The 20,920-nt window shown below is 42.0% G+C and carries 18 protein-coding genes; 9 read left to right on the top strand and 9 right to left on the bottom strand.

Features of this window, described 5'->3' with window-relative positions:
• The first annotated feature begins 93 nt into the window (after positions 1 to 93).
• Positions 94 to 765, top strand: a complete 672-nt coding sequence (locus tag BLQ81_RS02690) for an OmpA family protein (protein WP_092728421.1) — start codon at positions 94 to 96, stop codon at positions 763 to 765.
• A gap of 177 nt (positions 766 to 942) precedes the next feature.
• Here the strand turns inward: BLQ81_RS02690 and BLQ81_RS02695 are convergent, their stop codons facing one another.
• Genes BLQ81_RS02695 through BLQ81_RS02705 form a run of 3 tightly spaced genes read right to left on the bottom strand, consistent with a single transcriptional unit; the run spans position 943 to position 4,524 of the window.
• Positions 943 to 3,324, bottom strand: a complete 2,382-nt coding sequence (locus tag BLQ81_RS02695) for a tetratricopeptide repeat protein (RefSeq protein WP_092728422.1) — start codon at positions 3,322 to 3,324, stop codon at positions 943 to 945.
• Positions 3,325 to 3,377: 53 nt separating this feature from the next.
• A complete protein-coding gene (locus BLQ81_RS02700; RefSeq protein WP_092728423.1) occupies positions 3,378 to 3,920 on the bottom strand; it encodes a GNAT family N-acetyltransferase in 543 nt (180 codons plus the stop codon).
• A 1-nt stretch (position 3,921) separates the two neighbouring features.
• Positions 3,922 to 4,524, bottom strand: a complete 603-nt coding sequence (locus BLQ81_RS02705) for a hypothetical protein (RefSeq protein WP_092728424.1) — start codon at positions 4,522 to 4,524, stop codon at positions 3,922 to 3,924.
• 97 nt (positions 4,525 to 4,621) lie between these two features.
• Between BLQ81_RS02705 and BLQ81_RS02710 the strand changes: the two genes are divergently transcribed.
• The 5 genes from BLQ81_RS02710 to BLQ81_RS02730 are packed head-to-tail and all read left to right on the top strand — an operon-like array spanning position 4,622 to position 7,637.
• Positions 4,622 to 4,969: a PadR family transcriptional regulator gene (locus tag BLQ81_RS02710; RefSeq protein ID WP_092728425.1), complete on the top strand. Its 348-nt coding sequence runs from the start codon at positions 4,622 to 4,624 to the stop codon at positions 4,967 to 4,969.
• Positions 4,970 to 4,979: 10 nt separating this feature from the next.
• The gene (locus BLQ81_RS02715) at positions 4,980 to 5,663 is read left to right on the top strand and encodes a hypothetical protein (RefSeq protein WP_092728426.1); all 684 of its coding nucleotides are present in this window, start codon (positions 4,980 to 4,982) and stop codon (positions 5,661 to 5,663) included.
• The gene (locus tag BLQ81_RS02720) at positions 5,660 to 6,322 is read left to right on the top strand and encodes a hypothetical protein (protein ID WP_092728427.1); all 663 of its coding nucleotides are present in this window, start codon (positions 5,660 to 5,662) and stop codon (positions 6,320 to 6,322) included. The genes BLQ81_RS02715 and BLQ81_RS02720 overlap by 4 nt, the downstream gene beginning before the upstream one ends.
• Complete coding sequence (locus BLQ81_RS02725) at positions 6,322 to 6,942, top strand: hypothetical protein (protein WP_175454156.1); 621 nt, start codon at positions 6,322 to 6,324, stop codon at positions 6,940 to 6,942. Before BLQ81_RS02720 ends, BLQ81_RS02725 begins: the two co-directional genes overlap by 1 nt.
• Positions 6,939 to 7,637, top strand: a complete 699-nt coding sequence (locus BLQ81_RS02730; protein WP_092728429.1) for a hypothetical protein — start codon at positions 6,939 to 6,941, stop codon at positions 7,635 to 7,637. Before BLQ81_RS02725 ends, BLQ81_RS02730 begins: the two co-directional genes overlap by 4 nt.
• A gap of 202 nt (positions 7,638 to 7,839) precedes the next feature.
• On the opposite strand, the gene BLQ81_RS02735 is transcribed toward BLQ81_RS02730, so the two are convergent.
• From BLQ81_RS02735 to BLQ81_RS02760, 6 genes are all read right to left on the bottom strand, one after another.
• Entirely contained in the window at positions 7,840 to 8,703 is an 864-nt protein-coding gene (locus BLQ81_RS02735; RefSeq protein WP_092728430.1) for a bile acid:sodium symporter family protein, read from the bottom strand.
• Between the two features lie 149 nt (positions 8,704 to 8,852).
• Positions 8,853 to 9,986, bottom strand: a complete 1,134-nt coding sequence (locus BLQ81_RS02740; RefSeq protein WP_092728431.1) for a DUF819 family protein — start codon at positions 9,984 to 9,986, stop codon at positions 8,853 to 8,855.
• A 51-nt stretch (positions 9,987 to 10,037) separates the two neighbouring features.
• Positions 10,038 to 12,482 (bottom strand): outer membrane beta-barrel family protein, encoded by a 2,445-nt coding sequence (locus tag BLQ81_RS02745; RefSeq protein ID WP_092728432.1) that lies wholly within the window; start codon positions 12,480 to 12,482, stop codon positions 10,038 to 10,040.
• Positions 12,483 to 12,574: 92 nt separating this feature from the next.
• On the bottom strand, positions 12,575 to 13,660 hold the full coding sequence (locus BLQ81_RS02750) for a DegT/DnrJ/EryC1/StrS family aminotransferase (RefSeq protein WP_092728433.1): 1,086 nt from the start codon (positions 13,658 to 13,660) through the stop codon (positions 12,575 to 12,577).
• Positions 13,641 to 14,930, bottom strand: a complete 1,290-nt coding sequence (locus BLQ81_RS02755; RefSeq protein WP_092728593.1) for a glycosyltransferase family 4 protein — start codon at positions 14,928 to 14,930, stop codon at positions 13,641 to 13,643. The genes BLQ81_RS02750 and BLQ81_RS02755 overlap by 20 nt, the downstream gene beginning before the upstream one ends.
• Before the next feature lie 157 nt (positions 14,931 to 15,087).
• On the bottom strand, positions 15,088 to 16,542 hold the full coding sequence (locus tag BLQ81_RS02760; protein WP_092728434.1) for an NADP-dependent isocitrate dehydrogenase: 1,455 nt from the start codon (positions 16,540 to 16,542) through the stop codon (positions 15,088 to 15,090).
• Between the two features lie 210 nt (positions 16,543 to 16,752).
• On the opposite strand from BLQ81_RS02760, the gene BLQ81_RS02765 reads away from it, so the two are divergent.
• From BLQ81_RS02765 to BLQ81_RS02775, 3 genes are all read left to right on the top strand, one after another.
• Positions 16,753 to 17,535, top strand: a complete 783-nt coding sequence (locus tag BLQ81_RS02765; protein WP_092728435.1) for an enoyl-CoA hydratase/isomerase family protein — start codon at positions 16,753 to 16,755, stop codon at positions 17,533 to 17,535.
• 15 nt (positions 17,536 to 17,550) lie between these two features.
• Positions 17,551 to 19,056, top strand: a complete 1,506-nt coding sequence (locus BLQ81_RS02770; RefSeq protein WP_092728436.1) for a lipopolysaccharide biosynthesis protein — start codon at positions 17,551 to 17,553, stop codon at positions 19,054 to 19,056.
• A 96-nt stretch (positions 19,057 to 19,152) separates the two neighbouring features.
• Positions 19,153 to 20,880 carry a tetratricopeptide repeat protein gene (locus BLQ81_RS02775; RefSeq protein WP_245693145.1) on the top strand — a complete coding sequence of 576 codons (1,728 nt, stop codon included), beginning with the start codon at positions 19,153 to 19,155 and terminating at the stop codon, positions 20,878 to 20,880.
• The last annotated feature ends 40 nt before the right edge of the window (positions 20,881 to 20,920 follow it).

A 20,920-nucleotide genomic window follows, 5' to 3' on the forward strand; every position in this document is an offset into this window, starting at 1 on the left:
TTGGACTAGTAGAATTGATGGGAAAAGGTTGGAATAGGAATTGATCTTTTGACACCAGTAAAACATACCAAAATTTCACAAATCAAAACACTCATGAAAACGCGAAATCAATTTTTATTACTGATTCTCATCACCAGCCTTTCCTTGGCCTCTATAGGTTGCAAAACCAGCAATGCTGTCAAAGGTGGTGCAATCGGAGGTACAGCCGGTGGGGTAATCGGCGGACTGATCTCTAAAAACAATACGGCGACAGGAATAATAGTGGGTGCTGCCATCGGAGGATCTGCCGGGGCCATTATCGGAAGAGAAATGGACAAACAAGCCGAAGAATTAAGAAGAGACCTCAAAGGCGCCAAAGTCGAACGCGTAGGTGAGGGAATCAAAATCACCTTCGATTCAGGAATTCTCTTTGCGGTAGATCAGGCTTCATTGAATTCAAACTCCCGGAACAATCTGGAAAATCTGGCAACGACTTTAAAAAAATATCCTGACACCAAAGTAGTAATCGAGGGACATACCGACGACACCGGGACAGCCGAATACAACCAAACTTTGTCTCAACGAAGAGCTTTGAACGTAGAACAATTCCTGAGTAATTCCGGCGTGGCAACTAAACGGTTACGAAGTCGGGGATTCGGGGAAGAAATGCCAGCAGTACCCAATACTTCAGCTGCAGCCAGAGCACAAAACCGCCGGGTTGAGGTGGCCATTTTCGCGAACAAAAAGATGCAAAGAATGGCAAGAAAAGGAGAATTGGGCAGCTAAAAATCAACACGCATCAACTAATCCGATAGAATTTCATCTCCGAAAGGAAAGGGATGGCTTCCGAAAATTCGGAGGCCATTTTTTTTTGATAAGCCCGATTTTTCCTGCACCTTTAAAAATATCAAATGGGAAATTTTCAGGTTTAGGAATTTCCTTTATTTGGCTATTGATAATCTGTCAGTTTGATTTAGGAGTACCAAGAAGGCCTTGGTAGTAGTTGGCTTTCTCCACATTACCGAGCGATCTGTTCAACAAATAGAGGTTTCCAATAACAGATCTACTGCTCCCAAATTCCAACGCTTTTTCAAAAGTTACAGAAGCCTCTTTCTCTTTCTTTTGTGCGAGTTGGGTCATTCCAATGTTGGAATAACCGCTAAATTTATCTTCAACACCATATTCCATGGCTTTTTTATAATAGTTCTCCGCCAGTGAGAAGTTTTTGTCTTTTAGAAAAGCTATCGTCCCCAAGTTGGTATAAACTACAGGATCTTGACTTTTCATTTTCTCTACGGCTTTGAGAAAATTAATTTTGGCACCAGTGGTATCCCCAGTCTCGAGAAGTGCTTTTCCGAAGGCTGAGAAAAAAGAAGGAAACTTAGACTGGCCGTCTACCTGATCATATACTTGTTCTATTTTAAGGTATTCACCCAAAGCCGTCTTGTAATCTTTCTTTTCAAACGCCGAATTTCCCTTAATCAAAGCACTGACAAATTGAATTTCTTCAGGAGTGCTAACTTCATCGCTTATAAGATATTGGGAGGCTTTCTCCGTTTGACCAAGTTCGGAATACAAAAAACCCAATACTTTTTTGATTTCCGGATCTTCAGAATATTGGAGCGACTTTTCTAAAGCAACTACGGCTTTTTCTTTTTGAAACATCCTTGAATAAGTGAGACCTAAATTTTTGTACAGAGGACCAAGACTAGCCTTATCCGCCTGAAGTGCCTTGAGATAAAAAATTTCAGCCTCACTATAATTACCCTTATCAAAATTAAATCTACCCAACTGGAATAAGGGATAAAATGATCTGGGGTTCTTCTCAATCGCTGTTTCCAGAGTTGAAATAGCTTTTGTGCTATCCCCAAGCAGAATCAATACCTCTGCATAGGCACTCAAGTATTGAGAGACCGGCATATTTTTACCTAGGATACCCAGCATGATTTCATATTCCTTTTTTGCTTCCAAAAAGTTGTTTCTTGCGGAATCAGGTTGATCTTTTTTCATTTCCAAACCCAATTTTCTCAGCTCATCTGCGTAAAAAGCATGCGTTCTCCAGCTTTTTGGAGCACTTTTAACATCGTTTTTAGTTATGGTGAAGTTGTTTTTCCACACCTTCGTCCGGTCAAAAGTTTTCCAAGAGAATCCAAGCAAAACAGGAATCAATAGCAAAATCGGAAAAAGGTTTGCCCATTTGCCCGGTAATCTCTTACACAGCACAAAAAGCAGGTAAACTACCAGAAAAGAAAAGGCCAAAGACGGGACGAACAGAAATCGCTCTCCAAGATTCGAACCTATGATCAACGCAGGCACTATATTGGAAAATATCGAAAAAGTGGCCAGGTAGAAAATAATACCAAAACTGAACAAATTTCTTTCCTTGAACCCTTTGACAGCGAAGTAAATCACTGCACCAAAAATAAAAATACTGAGCCAAACTTGCATACTTTGGAAATTCTGAACAGTTAACTGACTAAAGGAATAATCCCAAGATAAAGGATGGGGAAAAATCAACAACTTCAAGTATTGCAGATAGATGTAGAAGTTGGTAGCCAATCTTTCAGATCCGTTGGCCATATACATCACACTGTTGACATAAGAGTCATAAGCAGTTGAAGCACTGTCAAGTATTAACCCTCGAATTAACAAGTAAACAAGAGCTACTGCAGCAAAAGGCAAAGTAGATTTCGCTGCTTCCCAAGGCGTTTTCCCCAGAAAAAAATAGGCAATTAACCCGACTAAGGCTATCAAAGGGATACTCTCTTCTTTTGATAACAGGGAGAAAAAATACAAACTCAGTAGCACTATCCAGTGACCTGCCTTCAGGTTTTTATAATTTTGAACCCAAATCAAAATGGCACTAAACGCAAATAATGCTGAAAGTAATGTGTCTCTGCTTTTTGCAGATGCCACCACTTCCACATGCACAGGATGCACTGCAAATAGAAATAGGGTCAAGCCAGCTACCCACCATGGAAGCGAACGTTTCTGAATGAGAAAAACCAGAATCCATCCCACGATCATCAAAAGGGAAAAATAAAGAATCAAATTAATTGAGTGGCTGACCATTGGATTAAACTTCCCCACCAGCTCATTTTCCAAAGCAAAAGTTAGCAGAGTAAAAGGACGATAAATCCCGGAATTAACCGGACTAATCTCTATGAAATTCATGGAACCGTACTTGAAGAGTTCAGTCCACTCTTCCATTCCTTTGGTGGTTATTCGATTGGAAATAATAAAAAGACCATCATCTAAGGTGTAGTCAAAGCATATCGACTGAAAGTAAAGACCCGATCCAAAAATCGCGATGCAAACTATCCAAATCCAATTCTTTTCTTTCATTTGAGTGTTGACTAAAAGTATTTAAAGTTAATGTTCCGAATAAAAAAATAAAGCTAAGCAATCTGTTGAAAATCAACACGCATCAAATAATCCGTTTGAATTTCATCTCCGAAAGGAAAGGGATGGCTCCCGAAAATTCGGAGGCCATTTTTTTCATAAAATCGGATCGCACGTGCATTCTTTTCCCATACTCCCAGCCAGAGGTATTTTTTTTGATTTTGCTTCGCAAAGTCAATTGCTGTTTCCAAAAGCCTTTTTCCTAATCCCAGTCCCAAAAAATCTTCGAGTACGTAAAGTCTGGAGATTTCCAGACTCTCCGGATCATGTACATCCGTTTGCGCAGGCACCTGATTGACCTTGGTGTATCCAATTAAGTCACCGTCATGTTCAGCTACAAAAAATGTGGATGCGGAGTTGGTTAGTTCAATTTCGAATTGATCAAGCGTAAATACCTCATTGAGATAGGCTTGTACATTTTCGGGTTTGTTGCCAGCGGTGAAGGCCTGTAAAAATGAAGTTCGGGCCAAATGCAATAAATCTCCCAAATCCGCTGCTGTCGCCAATCTGATTTTAGGCTCTTGATAATTGGTTTCCATTTCAAAGTTTTTTTAGTGCTACATCGATTTGCGAAATCGGATACTCCCCCAATATGGCCCGGAATTTTCCTTTTGGACTGATCACCACAAAGCTTCCACAGGGATAATGAAAAGGAAAAAACTGATTCTCAAAAAGCCCATCCGGATCAGCTGTCCATTGTTGGATTCCCTGATATTTTTCCAAGCCATGAGGATTTTTGTAAAAATACAAAGGAGCGACTGCATCATGCTTTTCGGCATAGCGGGATATAGCCTTTACTTTTTTTCTCAGACTTTCAGGGGTATTGCCCAAACCTGTCGAATTACATTCGTCTTTACCCGGATAGTAGAGCACGATCAGCGGTCTGCCTGCTGAGTAAGCATCCTCCAAACCCAATTTTTGATAAATGAACTTTGCGTCGACTAGTCCAGCGGGCATTCGATGTACCAATTTCATCACACCTTCTTCATCGCCCGGAACTCCAAAATAAGGGCCGTTTAAGATCTTTTCCTCATAGTCACCTTGAAGGATTCGCTTGCCCGTTTCATTGTAATAGGTCTGACCAAAACATGGAATTGACGCAAGAAAGGATAGGCAGAAAATGAGTTGAAGGATGAATTTCATTGGTTCAAAATTGCTTCTATTTTTTTGAAAAAAAATAATGCATCAGTTTCTTATGTATAAAAGGAATTAATATATTCGAAGCAAGATTTAACACACCATGTCCAACAGTAATCTAATCAAAGGAAGTCTTCAGACCATTATCCTCAAACTACTCGAGGAAAATGAAAAGATGTATGGCTACGAAATCACCCAAAAAGTGAAGGAGCTCACCGCCGGCGAGATCAAAATCACCGAGGGAGCCCTCTACCCTGCCCTACACAAACTGGAAGCTGAAGGACTTCTCACGACCGAAATACAGCAGGTGGACAACCGAGTGCGGAAATACTACAGCTTGACCAAAGACGGTCAAAAAGAAGTCAGTTCCAAACTAGCAGAACTTCAGGCCTTTGTGGAAAATATGCAACGAATCATCAATCCGGGATTGAAGCCGGAATTGGGATTTTAATTTTTGAAAAATGAGGCAATTGAACCAATCAGAACTCAAGGAAATCCAACAAGCGATTTTTCATAAAGAAATCTCCTCGGCGGAAGTACTAGCGGAAATCTATGACCATTATGTCAGTCACCTGCAAGATTACCCGGATAAAGAATTTAACAATCAACTTTTTGAGTTAGACCAAAAGTTCACCTATGCCTACTGCCATACCCTCCAATCCAAGTTCAACAAGTCAGTAAGGGAAGACATCGGCAAAACCCAATGGAAAGTTCTCCAAAGCTACTTTTGCACATCCCGATGGATCTATGCAGCGGGGATTTTAGCAATTATCTTTTTTGTAGCGAATCAAGCTAAGTCTCAGCAAGAAATCGGAATCCTCTTATTATCCCCTTTGATTTTGTTGGTGATCATGAGTTTTGTCTTTGATTGGAGAGTCAGACAAAAAACCCGACCCATCAAGAGGATTTTCAAAGAAATGGGCATTCCAATTACATCAAGTGCTTCCACGCCCATTTCTGAGCGATTTTATTTGCCCGTCATGCTTGCTCAGGTTCTGATTTACTTTCCGACGCTGTTATCAATAGAATTGCCCTTTTCGGACTTGGCGCCTGGTATAGCGGCAGTGATTACTGACTTGTTGATCCTATATATGCTTTCTCTTCTAGAAGTATGGAAACTCAAATCTAAAACTGCTTTTATATGAGAACACTTTCCCCTCAAGAAATCGCCCGAATTGATCAGCGACTGGAAAGCCTTAAAATCCAGTATCTCGAAATCTACCACGAGCTGCGGGACCATTATTTCACCGAATTGGAGAAAAAGCCAACCGAAGAGTTTGAAGTCAATTTCCAGCAACTCAATGAGACTTTTGCTTGGTCGGTGGTGAAAAAGATGGAAAAGGAATTAGAAAAAAATGTTTCCAAGCAAGTATTAGTAGCACAGTTGAAATTTCTAAAGTTCTGGAATCGAGGAATAAACGGACTGTTGATCAGTTTTGCATCACTTTCTATCCTAGTAATTTGCATTATCGCTATTCCTGCATCTGAATTACTACTCGTTTTTTTAGCAATAATTATTTGCACGTCCGCTGGAGTATTTATTATAAAAAGAGATGCACTTTCCTTCAGTCTCCGTCATAAACCAATCTCCGTCAGGTCAACAACTGTCTTGAAAAGAGTTGGGATATTGAATAATCTTTTTGTTTGGATTTATGTGATGCCAAATATTTTTTCTGATGGGGCCATCCTTACAAATACATTGTTTGTGGTGGGAATGGGAATCGTTACCGTATTCAGTCTTCTATACTCGATTAGCCTGTTGGCAATTTCCTCTGATTTATCAGTTAAAAGAAATACTCAATGATGCTATCTCCTGAACAAATTATCCGAATCAACCAAAAAATCAGATTGCGCCGTGTCAAATACAATGACATCTGCGCCGAAATGACAGACCATATCGCTTGCAAAATTGAGGCGGAGCTCAAAAATGAAATTGACTTTGAAAGATTACTTCATAAGACAATGATGGAAGTCAATCCTCGAAAATTCCAACGAAATCTCCTGATACAAGCTAACTTAAATGCTGTAAAAGAGTTTTTTGGAAATATTGGTGACTTGAGACTTGTGGTGAAATCTATAGCAATGACTTTTATCATCGGCTCTTTCATCAATCTTTTCTCGAAAAACACCCCAGAATTTGCAGAGACAGCACTCAAATCCGCTTTTTCAATTGCCTATTTCCTCGGGTTCATTCTGATACTTTGGGCAAATAAATATATTAGAAACTCCCGATTGCTTACCACCGGTACTGTATTTTTTTTCATTGCCACCTTTTCACAGTTTTTCTTAAAACTGGAGCGATTGGCTTGGACCGGAGCATCTAATCATCAACTCCTGTTTTTCATGACAGCTTGCTTCTCTTTCATATTATGTTCTGGCTACGCTAACCTTTTCCGCCAATTCAAAAAACTGAAAACAGCATGAACCTTTCCCCCGACCAAATCTCTGCCCTCAAAAAACTCATTTCCTTCAAAGGCTATGATGAGATCGATGTGCAGTATGAGATTCTCGATCATGTGGCCTGTCGGGTTGAGGTGCTGATGGAAGAAAATCCAAAACTAAGTCTGGAAGAAGCTTTTCGAAAAACACATTCAGAGTTTGGAATCTTTGGTTTCAGCGACTTGGAAGAATCCTACAAAAAAGGTATCCAAAAGAAGTTTCAGTCCAGATATTGGGCTATTCTGAGGGCTTTCTTTACCTCCTATCGAGTCATCTATTTATTCTTATTGGGTTGGGCTTTAAACTTTATAAGCAAGAATTTTACGCTTTTCGGGGAAAAATTAACTGCTCCGGGATGGGGTGTAATTGGATTGGTGATCACTGTGATCTTTTTCCTAATCTACTATTATCGAGTCGGAAGACAATTTAAAAACTACGCAGTTTTCAAACACGCTTTTAGCTTTATGTGGGGAATGCATTTAATACTGCAACTAGTATTTCACGGAACCAAATACCTGACAGGAACTCAAATCCCTATGGAAGTAAGTTTTGAAGGAATCATGGCATGGATTACCATTTCAGCAATGGCAATCGGCTGGATTTCTATTTTTCTTTTGCCAAAAATAATCCAAGAAGCCGCTGAAGAAACTCAAAAGTTGAAAACTATTTATGAAAGTTAAAGCTTCAGCAAATGGAGGTTTTTCCAGTGGAAAACTGTGAGTGAAGACCTAGGACGCTTCAATTTGTAACCAAAGCAGTTGTATTGTCTGTGAGTGAGGACACTCACAGAGGCGTTGAAATTACCATAAACCAAATGGAAGGAACTCAGCCCATCGCAATTTCCGTCTCGCTTCTTGTCTCTTGTTTCTCGCCTCTTGCATCTTAAGATTTGCCTTTTCTATTCCCCAAAAATATAAGTATCCCTGCTGTCCCAAACATCAGCAAACCATAAATCGCAGATGGTATCGTCATCGTGGAGTTCACCAGAAGTGTAGCCGCAATGGTAATGCCCAGCGTTCCGTTTTGAATCCCAGACTCGATGGCGATGGTAGTGCTTTGCTTTTTACTCAAGCCCAGGATTTTTCCACTGAAATATCCCAAGGCCAAGGTGGCAAGATTAAGTACCAAAGCAACGGGGCCTGCCTCAGCGAAGTATTCAATCAGATTTTCCCGCTCCTTGAGGATCGCAGCAAGTAGAATAATTACAAAGAAAACCGCGGAGATTTTTCGAAACGGCGCATCCCACTTTTGCGCCAGTTGAGGAGATTTTTTCAACACCATCATACCGATCGCTACAGGAATTATGGTAATGAATATAACCGAAATGACCGTCCCGAATACATTTAGTGGCTGGGACTCTCCACTTGGGATAAAATACAAAATGGCAAAATTAACAATGAAGGGAATAGTAAAAACGGCAATCAACGAAGAAAACGCGGTCAGAGTGATCGAAAGTGCGGAATCACCTTTGGCCAAATGAGTGATCAAATTGGAGGTTGCTCCTCCGGGACAAGCCGCCAAAATCATCAGTCCCACCGCAAGTTCTGTCTGCAAGCCAAAAAGCTTGATCAGACCAAAAGCCACCAAAGGCAACAAAATGAGTTGATTGGTCAGCCCAATTGCCACTGCTTTGGGATAGATCAAAATCCGCTTGAAATCATCAAACCGGAGACTGAGCCCCATTCCAAACATGATGACTGCCAAGGCAAGAGGCAAGAAGAGTTGGGTGAGAATACTGGCTTCCATGGTATTTGGCTTATTGGTTATTGGGTTATTAAGTTATTGGGTTCTTCAAAAATTGAAAATTGAGTTTGATTATTGGTCATTGATCATTTTAATCAGCTTTTTGGCTTTTGTCTCCACTTCTTGGCACTAAAATCTAGCTACTTGATACTTTACAAAATTCCCGCTACCGCAAACCCCACATACGTCCCAAGCGCATTTCCCAAACTCCCCATCAACACACCGGGAATCAACAAATCAGGCCGGTTCAAACTCTCAGCAGCTGCGAACGCAGTCGTGTTTCCTCCCACATTCGCCTGTGAAGCTACAGCTATCACATCCCAGTCCATTTTGAACAGTGCTCCAACCCCGAATATCACCAACCCATGAATCAATACCAGTAAACCGACAAACAAAATCAGCGTCCCTGCCAGGCTTCCCACGCCAGCCAATGCCCTAAAGTCGCACAAGGTCCCAATCACGGCCAGAAAGATCAAAATAAAGAAAAAGCCAAGGGTATGCTTTCCGTACAATTGCTGAACTGCCGGAAACTGCGCAAGAATCAATGCCAAGGTCGTCAGGAAAATAATCTCCGGAACCAGCGGAAAGTAAGAAACCAACACTTTGCTGACAGTCATTCCCAGCAATCCCAGGGCTAAAATGGAAGCTAAGGAACTGATCGAAATGGATTCAATTCCGTCGTTTTTAACAGTCGTAGCTGCTGAAGCCAGTTTCATTCTGGGAAACCATTTCTGTAAATATTTCGGCAAAATCAATGTGGCAATGATCCAGGGTGTTCCGATCAGATTATCTACGACCGTCGTTGCAGCAAACAGATTTCCGGCTTCGTTTACCTTGTAATGAAGCGCAACTGCATTGAAATTGATCGAACCTCCGATGTAGGTGCCTGTAAACATCCCAGCTACCGCTGGTGCTAAATCCCCTATTTCCACGGCTGGATTGACTACAAACCAAGCCACTAATACACCCACAACAGTTCCGAGCCCTCCCAACAGAAACATGGATAAAAGAGGCAGGCCTGCTTTTTTCACGGTTTTCAGATCCACTTCCAATAAGGCGATAAAAATCCCCAAAGGAGCCAAATAAAGGAATACCCCATCATAAACCGGACTTCCATCCATCGCACTGGGAATAATTCCGAGATTAGAAAAAAGCGCGCATTGCAAGATGACCAGAATGGGAGTTCCGATCGTTTTCCCCCAAGGAAACCGAGTCATCCAATTGGCAAAAAAGACAGAAACACAGAGCGTTGCCGCTATAAAAATCGGCTCTTGGGTGAAAGTCATGAGGGAAAATAGGGAAAATTCAATTTAAATATTCGACTTTTCGTTCCCTATTTAAAACTTATAACTATACCCAAGTCGAACCACTTGCGTTTCGTAATAATCCGAACTGAAGAGATTAAACGTTGTTCCGTTTATTTCCTTCCTGATCACCATCGTATTCAGGACATCTGTGGCATTGAAAAACACCTCACCGTTGCCTTTTTGAATCATTCGTTTAACTCCCAAATCGAGCGAAAATCGGCTATCAATCCTTCCTTGAGGAATCAGATCAGGAGCCAGATATACGGCTGAAATCTGAGTATCAAAGTTTTTAGCAAATTTGAAAACCCCATTCCATTTGAAATTTCCCGAAAAAATATCCTGCTCTTTAACAGTAATAGTACTTGGGATCGGATACTTATTTTCAACTGTGAAGGCATCAATTTGATTGTAATATCCAATCAAATTCAAATTGAAAGAAAACCACGGAGTGACCTCTTGTGACCATAGCATTTCCATACCTGAATTGAAGCTTTTGTCCGCATTTTGAAAAACGGCATAGATCAAATTGCTTCCCGGAACTTGAGAAACTATTCGGGTGATTGTCTGATTGATGCTGCGATGGTATAAGGCAGAATAGAAATATCCTGACTCCCAGCTCGTCTTGAAGCCCAATTCCATTAATGAAGTGAACTGCGGCTGCAATCCTGGATTTCCAACTTTGATGATCTCCGCATCGTCATATTTTGGGAAAACACGAATGTCCACTTCCGACGGCCGATCTACCCTTCGGTTGAAGGAAAATGAAAGTTTATTGTTCTCAGACAGGTTATAACCCAAGCGGATATTTGGAAATGGCTGTGCATATTGATAGCCATCGCTTTCGTAGGTGTTGTGGTTGGGATCCACTTTATAGTTTACATCCACGTACTCAAATCTCATCCCGATTTCAGCATCAAACTTCTTCTTCTCGATTACATAATTCCCATATACAGCCGGAATAATCTCAGAATAAGTGGCCCGCCCATCTGCATGAGTATCGAGTGGAGAGGAATCCCCACTTGCGAAAAACCGCATATCTGTCGGGATCGAACGCTGCCGAAATTTGATTCCTGTTTCGAGTTTTCCATGCTTCAGCGGCTTGGTATAATCCAGATTGAAATCGAACACATTTTGATCTGCGATTAGAAAAAATGCCTCATTACTAAAGAATCCCGGCAAGGTATTATCAAAGAAATACTTCTCATCCTCCCTGTTAAAACTGTAATTGAAGCCCACATCCAGGAATCTACCCGGCTGATCGTATCGATGGCGAAGTGCAGCCGAGAAGGCAATAGTGGTAAGCACTTCATCCTCTAAGAATTGCCAAAGTCTAAGCTTTTCGCTCAATTCTTCATTATAAAACGGTTGATCTCCCCGATCTATGATTTTTTCAAGCCCATATAACCCGGAGACTGTCAGACTGTTTTTCTCGTTGATCTCCCAGTCCATTCCCGCTTTGGCTGTCAAAAAATGCGTGTTCCGGTTTCTTTTCAACTGCTGATTGATTACCAACCCCTTGCTATATTCCCGTTTGGTAAACTCATTTTTGTTCAAGGTTTCCGTGTAGAGGTAGTCCCCTTGGAAGAATACATTTATATTGTTGCGTTTGGAATTGAGCGACAAAGAGGGATTGATTTTAGGTGTCATTTGGTATTGCGGTCTGATCCCCTCATAATTTTCCTTCTTCACCCACAAGGCCCCCAAGCCTCCAGCTAGTCCCACTTTGCCGTTAAATCCTTCTTGTTTTTCCTTTTTATAAATGATGTTGATAATTCCTGCATTTCCATTGGCATCGTATCGGGAGGAAGGATTATTGATGATTTCAATTTTCTCAATGGATGAAGCCGGGATATTGTCTAACCCAGCCTGATTATTGAAACCTGTCAAAGCTGTCTGCTTCCCATCTACCAAAATCATCACCCGTTCATTTCCTCGAAGCAACACTTTGCCATCTTGAATAGTCACTCCAGGCAGATTCTGCATGGATTGTAAAACAGAGCCTCCACTTTGACTGATGTTATCTGCAACAATAAAGGTCTTTTTATCCAATTTGAAATCTACTTCATCCTGCTTTCCACTCACTGTCACTTCCGAAAGGTCGTTGACTTCCGGTGATAGAATGAAATCTTTGAGATCCAAAAAAGAGGCTAAACTACCGACAAACACAGGCGATTTGAGGGTATGATATCCGATGAAGGAGATCTGAACTATATAAGATCCGGGCTGGATTGCATCAAAAACAAACCTTCCATTGGCATCAGAAACCATTCCCTTGACAAGGGAAGAATCTTTTTCAGCTAATAGAACCACATTGACATATTCCAAAGGAGTAGAGCTGCCCTGCTCCTTAACTGCTCCTGAAATAGTGACTTGGCTAACCTGTGCATAACCGGTAATTGAAAAACAGAATACTAAATGAAGAAGCAAAAATCGCTTAGTTAACAAGCCGGAAAACACAGATTTCAATTGACTCATTTTTATTTTAAGACTTCAGTTTTACTTTTGAAAACTTTCCACTCAAGATGAAAAAGGCTCTCTCGTGAATGATAAATGACTGAAAACAATTCTTACCGAAAAAACTTTTTTATAACTTCTACCACTGTTTCTACTTCAATGGGCTGAATAAAAGGGTTCAGTGGTATCGAAAGACATCTATCAGCCAAACTCCTTGCATTTTTATAGAGTCCTTCACTAAAAAACGGCTTCATTTTCGGTAGTATTCTGGGATAATGTATCGCAGTTCCGATACTATGCTCTGCCAAAAAAGCTTTCAGTTCATCCCTTCTTTCCGTTTGAATCACAAAAAGATGAGCGTTGTGATCTTCCTCCAAAATTCCTGATGGCAAACCCAGTTCCTCAATCCCGGAAAAAGCGTCCAAATACCGCTTTGCAATTGTTTTTCGCTTTTGTTGATTTTCTTTAAAATCTTTCAGCATCACATTCAAAAAAGCGGCCTGAAGCGTATCGATTCGGCTATTTCGCCCGACCAGTTCATGCTGATCCCTTATGGGCTGACCATGGTTAAGAAGGAGTCGGATTTTCTTGGCTAATTCTGCCTCCTGAGTAAGGCACATTCCTGCTTCTCCCAGTGCTCCGATATTTTTGGTAGGATAAAAACTTAGGCAACCCACATCTCCCCAGGTACCTGCGGCTCTGCCATATTGGAATGCTCCAAAAGCTTGTGCAGCATCTTCGATCACGAAAAGACCGAGAGATTTGGCCTTCTCATCTAATTCTTTCATATCCACCATTTTACCATAAAGGTGAACAGGGATCACTGCTTTGGACTTTGAGACAACGGCTTTTCCCCAGTCTTTTCGCAACAAACCTTCTTCATCGGTATCCCAGAAAACAGGTTTGGCACCAACCATCACGACCGCTTCGGCAGTCGAAACCCAAGTCATGGCAGGGACAATCACTTCATCTCCAGACCCAATTCCCAAAGCACGAAGTGCCAATTCCAAGGCATCTGTTCCATTGGCGCAGGGAATCGAAAAGCTGGATTTTAAAAAGTCGCAAACTGAATTTTCCAATGCCTCCACTTCCTTTCCTCCTGAAAAAATTCCGGCATCTATCAGGTCGGAAAACCGCTCCTTCAAACGGTGTTTGAGGCTTGCCTCCATCCTGCCCAGATCAAGAAAGGGTATGTTCATCGAGAATTTTACCTAGTTGGATACTCAAACTTCGTCTGGAATACTTAACCAAACCTGTGGGATTTACCGCGAAAGATCCCGAATTCATGAGCGATTGAAGTTTGTTACGGATTCCGGCTGAATCAACATGTGCAATCACTTCACTTGCTCCTGAACCCATCAAAATCTGAGCAGAATCTCCATTGGGATCTCCTAAGGCCAACACAGGAATCCCTGTAGCAAGGTATTCAAACAGCTTTCCGGGGATATTTCCTTTGGCATTTTTGGAGTCCGTGAGAATCAAAACCAAAGCATCAGCCTTTGCATAAAAACCAAAAACCTCGTGATGAGAGACGTATCCTGCAAAATGAATCCGGCTTTTCAGCCAATCATCTGCCTGTACATAATTAATTACCACATCACTGACTTTCCCTACAAAGGTCAGTGCTACCGACTCTTCCTTTTCAAAAAATTCAGCTTTCATCGCTACCAACAGGGGAATCGGATTTCGGATCGAATCGATGATTCCGGAATAGACCAAATGGAGCTTCCCCGGCTCTTTTTTCTTTGGAGAAAAACCCAAAGGGATATCCGTAGGATCGTAACCATTGGTGAGCAACTTGATTTTTCGATGAGCTAGTTTTTCCAGGTCTTTTTGAAAAGTCGGAGAAATCGTCATCACCGCATCGGCTTCTTTGAGTACGCTCTGCTCAAGTTTCTCGTGCTTTCTCCGAACGAACGAACTCATGGGGAGCGTATCCAAAAATTCCCATTGCGACCAGGGATCACGAAAATCCGCAATCCACGAAATGCCTGTTTTTCGCTTCAATTCCCGGCCTATCAGGTGCACACTATGCGGAGGACCTGTCGTGATCACTGCCTGAAACTGACCGCTTTTCACCAAATCAGTCAAAAACTTAACGGAGGGTTTGACCCAATAAACCCTAGGGTCAGGCACAATCAGATTGGCTCGCATCCAAATGGCAATTTTTTCCAAAACCCCCTTTTCCTTCTGCTCCAGAAGCCTTCCGGGATGAGTATTGGAAGTGCCTTTTATTTTTGAGAAAAGCTGGTAAGGTTCCCAAATCGGAAATTTCATCACCTCAAGCTGCTGAGGAACTTCCCCTAGCAAACTCTCATCTTTCAGATCAAAATCAGGGTTTTCCGGTGTAAAAATCACAGACTCCCATCCCGCTTCGGGAAGATATTTGGCAAATTTCAGCCAACGCTGTACCCCAGAACCTCCACTCGGAGGCCAATAATAGGTGATGATGAGAACACGTTTTTGCATCGGAATACAAAGTACCATGTACAAAGTACAAAGTACAAGTGAGGAGAAAGAAAAAGGAGAAAGTTTCCCTTCTCCCCTTATAATTCGATATTCATTATTCGACGTTTGAAATTCGATATTCTTCAAACCTTCGAGTACGCCACGGCGCACTCAAAGGTCATTCTCCTTGTGCCAGGGAATATCCTCTAACCCCATCAAATGTGTAGAGATGCTCAGTTTTGATGAAATCATATCCTAAGTTTTCAATCTGCAGAAGCAAATCCAAGACTTGTGAATGAGTTACAGTGCTGCCGTCATCTGTTTTGAATCTGCATCTCCAGTGATCTGTACAGAACGTTTCGCGCATGCCTTCTGGAAACACCTTCACACCACGATTAGTGATCAGATGCAGCTGTAACCCATTTGCATTGGCTTGGCGAAGTCTTTCTCCGATCACATTAGGATTTCTTGCATCCTGATCCCAATCGATAAACACATCAACACCTGTCAATTCTTTTTTGGCTTTGGTACGTGGTCTAAGTTTGACATCCATCGGCATCACTTCATCCTTGTCAAAGCTTGCAGGAATCATCGTGGTAGGAAGTTGACCCAATCGCTCAATTACAGCCTGTGCAAATTCCTGCGTACCGACTTTCTTACTTGATAGTCCTTCCTGATAGATGTCTCCCGTGTGGATTCCATCTTCCAAGGTTTTCATCCAAGCATTTGAAATCTTCTCTGCAATCTCCGGCTGTCCAATGTGTACCAGCATCATGATGGCACCATTCAACAATCCCGACGGATTTGCGATGTCCATTCCTGCAATATCAGGTGCCGAACCGTGAATTGCCTCAAACATGGCCACTTCCTCACCCACATTGGCAGAGCCACCAAGTCCTACCGAACCCGTAACCTGTGCAGCCACGTCGGAAATGATGTCACCATAGAGATTCAAGGTCACGATAACGTCAAAAACTTCAGGTCTATCAGCGATCAGTGCCGTACCGATATCAATGATTTTATGGTCATTTTGGATTGTTGGATATTCTTTTGCAATATCATCAAAGGTCTTGTGAAAAAGCCCGTCAGCCAACTTCATGATGTTGTCCTTGGTCATACAGGTCACCTTTTTTCTGCCATACTTTTTGGCATATTCAAAGGCATATCGAATGATCTTTTCAGAACCTGGCTGAGAGATAATTTTCAAACACTGATACACTTCGTCGGTCTGTCTATGCTCGATTCCTGCGTAGAGGTCTTCTTCATTTTCGCGGATGATCACCAGGTCGGTTTTTGGAAAATGGGTTTTGACAAAAGGTGAAAAAGCTTTACATGGTCTAACATTGGCGTAAAGGCCGAATGACTTCCGCGTAGTGACATTCAAAGACTTAAATCCGCCACCCTGTGGAGTGGTAATGGGCGACTTAAGAAAAACTTTGGTTTCGCGAAGCGACTCAAATGCGCTAGGTTCCATACCCGAACTGATCCCCTTCAAGTAAACTTGCTCCCCAATTTCGATCACGTTATACTCAAGTTGAGCACCAGCCGCATCCAAAATATTGATGGTAGCTTTCATGATCTCCGGACCGATTCCGTCACCATAAGCTACTGTGATTTTTCTTTTTGAAGACATATTAATAGCGGATTTAGTTGAAAATTTGATGCTGCAAAAGTAATCAAAAATGCCTGAACTCGACCGCTATCCGCAATTATTTACCCCTGTAATCCTGTTAAAAATTCTTGGGTAAAGTCAAATCCTAACCTTCATATAGATTTTTCTAAGTGCTCAAATTTGGCTTTGTATCCCCTAAGCGTATATTTGTTTCCACACATTCAAACGTATATGGCAGATTATCTGAATATCCTGACCGAAGAAAAAAATGGCGTACTCTACCTTACCATCAACAGGGAGGATAAAATGAATGCGCTAAATCATGCTACTTTGGAGGAATTGAAAGGTATTTTCGAGGAGGTGATAGACAACCGCGGCATCAAGGCCGTAATCCTGACTGGTTCAGGAGAAAAAGCATTCGTTGCTGGAGCAGATATCAGCGAAATCGCTTCGTTGAATGAAGTAAACGCAAGGAAATTTGCAGAAAATGGGCAGGAGATTTTTGCCATGATCGAAAACTGTCACAAGCCAATAGTCGCCGTAACCAATGGCTACACACTTGGTGGAGGCTGTGAATTGGCGATGGCTTGTCACATGCGAATCGCTACTGCCAATGCAAAATTTGGACAACCTGAGGTAAACCTGGGAATCATTCCGGGATATGGAGGCACTCAACGTCTCACCCAACTTATTGGCCGAGGCAAGGCCAACGAACTCATGATGACCGGCGACATGATTGGCGCTGAAGATGCCTTGGCTTTAGGCCTTGTTAATCATGTTCTTCCAACTAAATCAGAGGCAATGGGAAAAGCCGAAGAAATCATTACCAAGATAATTGGAAAAGCTCCCTTAGCCATTGGGATGATCGTAGATTGTGTCAATGCAGCATTTTTACCGGAAGACGGTTATCAAACCGAAGCAAACAGCTTTGCCAGATGCGCCAAATCCGGTGATTACAAAGAAGGAACCTCCGCATTTTTGGAAAAAAGAAAACCAGTTTTCAAAGGAGAGTAAGCTCCTTGCTCTCAAATGAGTACTCTCAAAAAATTAGCCGGACAAACTGCCATTTACGGGCTGAGCAGTATTCTTGCCAGATCCATCAATTTTTTGATGATTTTCATTTACACCTCCTATCTCAATAAGGAAGTAGTAGGCTCTTTTACGGGGATTTATGCACTGATAGGCTTTCTGAATATCATTTTCACCTACGGAATGGAAACTTCGTTTTTCCGATTTTCCACCGGCAAAAATTTAGATCCGGACAAAGTCTACAATACTACCCAGTCACTTTTGATTACGTCCACCCTGATTTTGGGAAGCGGGTTATTTCTGGCTGCACCCTGGCTGGCCGAATTGCTGAACTATCCGGGTCAGGCCTATCTCTTTCGGTGGACGGCATTGATTCTGTCTTTTGATGCAATTTTGGCAATTCCATTTGCCAAACTTAGGCTGAGCAATCGGGCATTTGCTTTTGCAGGTGCTAAAATGATCAATGTCCTGCTGAATGTTTTTTTCAATCTGCTGCTGATCGTCTGGTTTCCTTTATTAATCTCCGGCGGTTTCATGGAAAATGGTTTTCTTGGATACAAGCTCGACTGGGGAGTGGAATACATCCTTTTGGCAAACCTTTTTGCCAATGGCCTGATCATCCCCTATGTGTGGTGGAAAGTAGGTTTTTTCAGTTTTTCACTGGATAAGGAAATCATAAGACCGATGTGGAAGTATTCGATTCCATTGCTTTTTATGGGTTTGGCAGGCGTGACCAACGAGCTCGTTTCCAGACTGTTGTTTGAATATCTTCTCCCTGCAAACTTCTACCCCGGCCTCAGTGCAAGAGCAGCAGCGGGAATTTTCGGAACCAGCATCAAACTGGCAATTCTGATGAATTTGGTGATACAAGCCTTCAAATATGCCGCAGAACCTTTCTTTTTCGGGAAGTCTTCGGACAAAAATTCACCTCAGCTCTACGCAAAAGTGATGCATGCATTCATTATTTTTTGTTCTGCGCTCATGATCGCCATTTCGGTCAATCTCGATCTGATCGCTTATTTATTTCCCAAAGGGGAAGGATACGATTCTGCCTTTTTTATTGTGCCAATTCTGCTGATGGGGTATTTGCTTTTGGGAATTTACTTCAATCTCTCCATTTGGTTCAAAGTCACCGATAAAACCAAATTCAGTTTTTGGATCACCTTGGTCGGGGCATTTGTCAGTCTGATTGCCATTTTCACTTTGGTTCCAGTGTTGGGATACCTGGGAGGCGCATTGAGCACCTTGACCTGCTACCTGGTGATGACTGCCCTTTGCTATTATTACGGACAAAAACATTACCCAATACCCTATCAGACGGGCAGGAGCATAGTCTATTTACTCCTCGCTTTTGGGCTGAGTTACGCGGGATTTTTCCTGACTTTGGACTCTTCCATCTTTGGTTTTTTGGCCAAAAACAGTTTGATCGTCCTGTTTTTGATTTTGGTTGGATTTTTGGAGAAGGACGAGCTCTCGGCCTTACTTGGACGGAAAAAATTAAGTTAATTTCCTCTTGCTGTTTCTGGCATTAGAAGAAATAGTCCATCCATTTTGAGCAAAAGGCATTATGTTTGTGAATTGATATTGCTTTCCCAAATCCCCGTGAGAATTTCCCCTTTCTTTTTTCTGTTTTCAATTCTGTTTTTAGGCTGGATCCCCAGTTTTTCCCAGCAGGCTCCCGCAAAAAAAGAGGCTAACATTCAGGACAAAAGAACCAAAACAAGTCGATATTTTATCGAGGGGAAAAAAGCACTGGTACTCGGAGATCTTGAAAAAGCCTATTTTTACTTTCAACGCTCCTTGGAATTTTCCCCGATGGAACCTGCCATTAATTACAAAATAGCTGAGGTGTTGGTGCGGTCCAATCAAGCCGAAAAGGGGCTTCCGTATGCAGAAAAGGCGGCTTTGACTGACCCAAACAATAAATACTTTGCGCTGATGGTGGCGGAGATTTATACCAATCTCAAACAACCTCTCAAAGCTGCAGAAATTCTGGATCGACTGACAGCCGATGGTGAAGAAAATCAACAGTATAATCTTGACCTCGCTTCTATTTACCTGAACGCAGGAGAATTTGATAAAGCATTGGTCGTGCTGGATAGGGCGGAGGCTTATTTTGGAGTTCGGGAGCCCTTTACTGCCCAAAAACAACGAATTTATCTTCGAAAGAATGATTTAAGAAGCGCAATCAGGGAGGGCGAAGTCTTAATTGAATCTTTTCCAGGCAATCCCAACTTCGTATTAAATCTTGTTGAAATACTGTACAACAATGCCCGTTTGGATGAGGCATTGGACTTGGTATTGGAGGAGATTCAAAAATACCCCAATCAGCCTGAGCTCCACATGGCAGCCTATACCCTTCTGAGAGAAAAGAGCGAAATTGTCCGCGCCAATGAATTTCTGATGCTTGCCTTTAAAAATTCGGATCTTGACGGTGAAATAAAAGCAAAGACATACAAATCCATACTTTCAGAAAAGAAGACATCCAACCGAGACTCCCTTCTGGATCAGATGGAGGAACTCATGTTGGAACTGAACTCAAATGATGCGATGGTTTTGGAGGTAATTGGCGAACGAAAAAAAATGAATGGGGCAATGGACGCTGCCATGGATTTTTACAAAAAATCACTCCATATCCAGCCAAAAAATGCACCCTTGTTGGAGCAGGTTATTTTAAATTCGTTCGGAGACAATCCTGATTTTGCAGAAGTGGAGACATTCACCATCATGGGGGTCGATGAATTTCCGGCAGCACCTGAGTTTTGGTTTTATGATGGAGTAGTGAAGTCTGCGCGCAAAAAAGATTCATTAGCCGTCGTCTCCCTGCGTCGAGCAATCGAACTCAATGCCGGTAAAAATCCACAGTTGGATCAAGTGGCCTTTGGTTCTATAGCAAATTCGCTTTATAACCTTGGTGAAAAGGACTCTGCATTTGTCTTTTTTGACAAAGCACTGAAGCTCAATCCAGAAGATGAGCAGGTACTGAACAATTACGCCTATTTTCTTTCGTTGGAAAAAAGAGACTTGGAAAAAGCGCGAGTCATGTCTGAAAAAGTGGTAAAAAAACATCCTAAAAACGCTACCTATTTAGACACTTATGCTTGGGTGCTCTTCCAAATGGGACGCTACGAAGAAGCAGCCCAATACATGGAAAAGGCTCTGGCAAATGAAACTAAACCAAGCGGAGTAATGCTGGAACATTACGGAGATATATTATATCACCTTGGCAAAGTCGCTGAGGCGATGACTTGGTGGAAAAAAGCGGAGGGGAGTTCGGAAGCTTCTGACAAACTGGAACAAAAAATAAAAGAAGGGAAATACCATGAATAGGCTTTTTGTAGTTTTTTTGACGTTTTTTGTGATTTGCCTT

The sequence above is a fragment of the Algoriphagus alkaliphilus genome, assembly GCF_900103735.1.
GTDB classification, from domain to species: Bacteria; Bacteroidota; Bacteroidia; order Cytophagales; family Cyclobacteriaceae; genus Algoriphagus; species Algoriphagus alkaliphilus.

Bases quoted from the DNA above. Each gene is read 5' to 3' on its own strand.
- BLQ81_RS02690 (WP_092728421.1), top strand. From the start codon at position 94: ATGAAAACGCGAAATCAATTTTTATTACTGATTCTCATCACCAGCCTT.
- BLQ81_RS02710 (WP_092728425.1), top strand. From the start codon at position 4,622: ATGTCCAACAGTAATCTAATCAAAGGAAGTCTTCAGACCATTATCCTC.
- BLQ81_RS02745 (WP_092728432.1), bottom strand. From the start codon at position 12,482: ATGAGTCAATTGAAATCTGTGTTTTCCGGCTTGTTAACTAAGCGATTT.
- BLQ81_RS02735 (WP_092728430.1), bottom strand. From the start codon at position 8,703: ATGGAAGCCAGTATTCTCACCCAACTCTTCTTGCCTCTTGCCTTGGCA.
- BLQ81_RS02755 (WP_092728593.1), bottom strand. From the start codon at position 14,930: ATGCAAAAACGTGTTCTCATCATCACCTATTATTGGCCTCCGAGTGGA.
- BLQ81_RS02725 (WP_175454156.1), top strand. From the start codon at position 6,322: ATGCTATCTCCTGAACAAATTATCCGAATCAACCAAAAAATCAGATTG.
- BLQ81_RS02770 (WP_092728436.1), top strand. From the start codon at position 17,551: ATGAGTACTCTCAAAAAATTAGCCGGACAAACTGCCATTTACGGGCTG.
- BLQ81_RS02750 (WP_092728433.1), bottom strand. From the start codon at position 13,660: ATGAACATACCCTTTCTTGATCTGGGCAGGATGGAGGCAAGCCTCAAA.
- BLQ81_RS02695 (WP_092728422.1), bottom strand. From the start codon at position 3,324: ATGAAAGAAAAGAATTGGATTTGGATAGTTTGCATCGCGATTTTTGGA.
- BLQ81_RS02705 (WP_092728424.1), bottom strand. From the start codon at position 4,524: ATGAAATTCATCCTTCAACTCATTTTCTGCCTATCCTTTCTTGCGTCA.
- BLQ81_RS02760 (WP_092728434.1), bottom strand. From the start codon at position 16,542: ATGTCTTCAAAAAGAAAAATCACAGTAGCTTATGGTGACGGAATCGGT.
- BLQ81_RS02715 (WP_092728426.1), top strand. From the start codon at position 4,980: ATGAGGCAATTGAACCAATCAGAACTCAAGGAAATCCAACAAGCGATT.
- BLQ81_RS02765 (WP_092728435.1), top strand. From the start codon at position 16,753: ATGGCAGATTATCTGAATATCCTGACCGAAGAAAAAAATGGCGTACTC.
- BLQ81_RS02740 (WP_092728431.1), bottom strand. From the start codon at position 9,986: ATGACTTTCACCCAAGAGCCGATTTTTATAGCGGCAACGCTCTGTGTT.
- BLQ81_RS02720 (WP_092728427.1), top strand. From the start codon at position 5,660: ATGAGAACACTTTCCCCTCAAGAAATCGCCCGAATTGATCAGCGACTG.
- BLQ81_RS02730 (WP_092728429.1), top strand. From the start codon at position 6,939: ATGAACCTTTCCCCCGACCAAATCTCTGCCCTCAAAAAACTCATTTCC.
- BLQ81_RS02700 (WP_092728423.1), bottom strand. From the start codon at position 3,920: ATGGAAACCAATTATCAAGAGCCTAAAATCAGATTGGCGACAGCAGCG.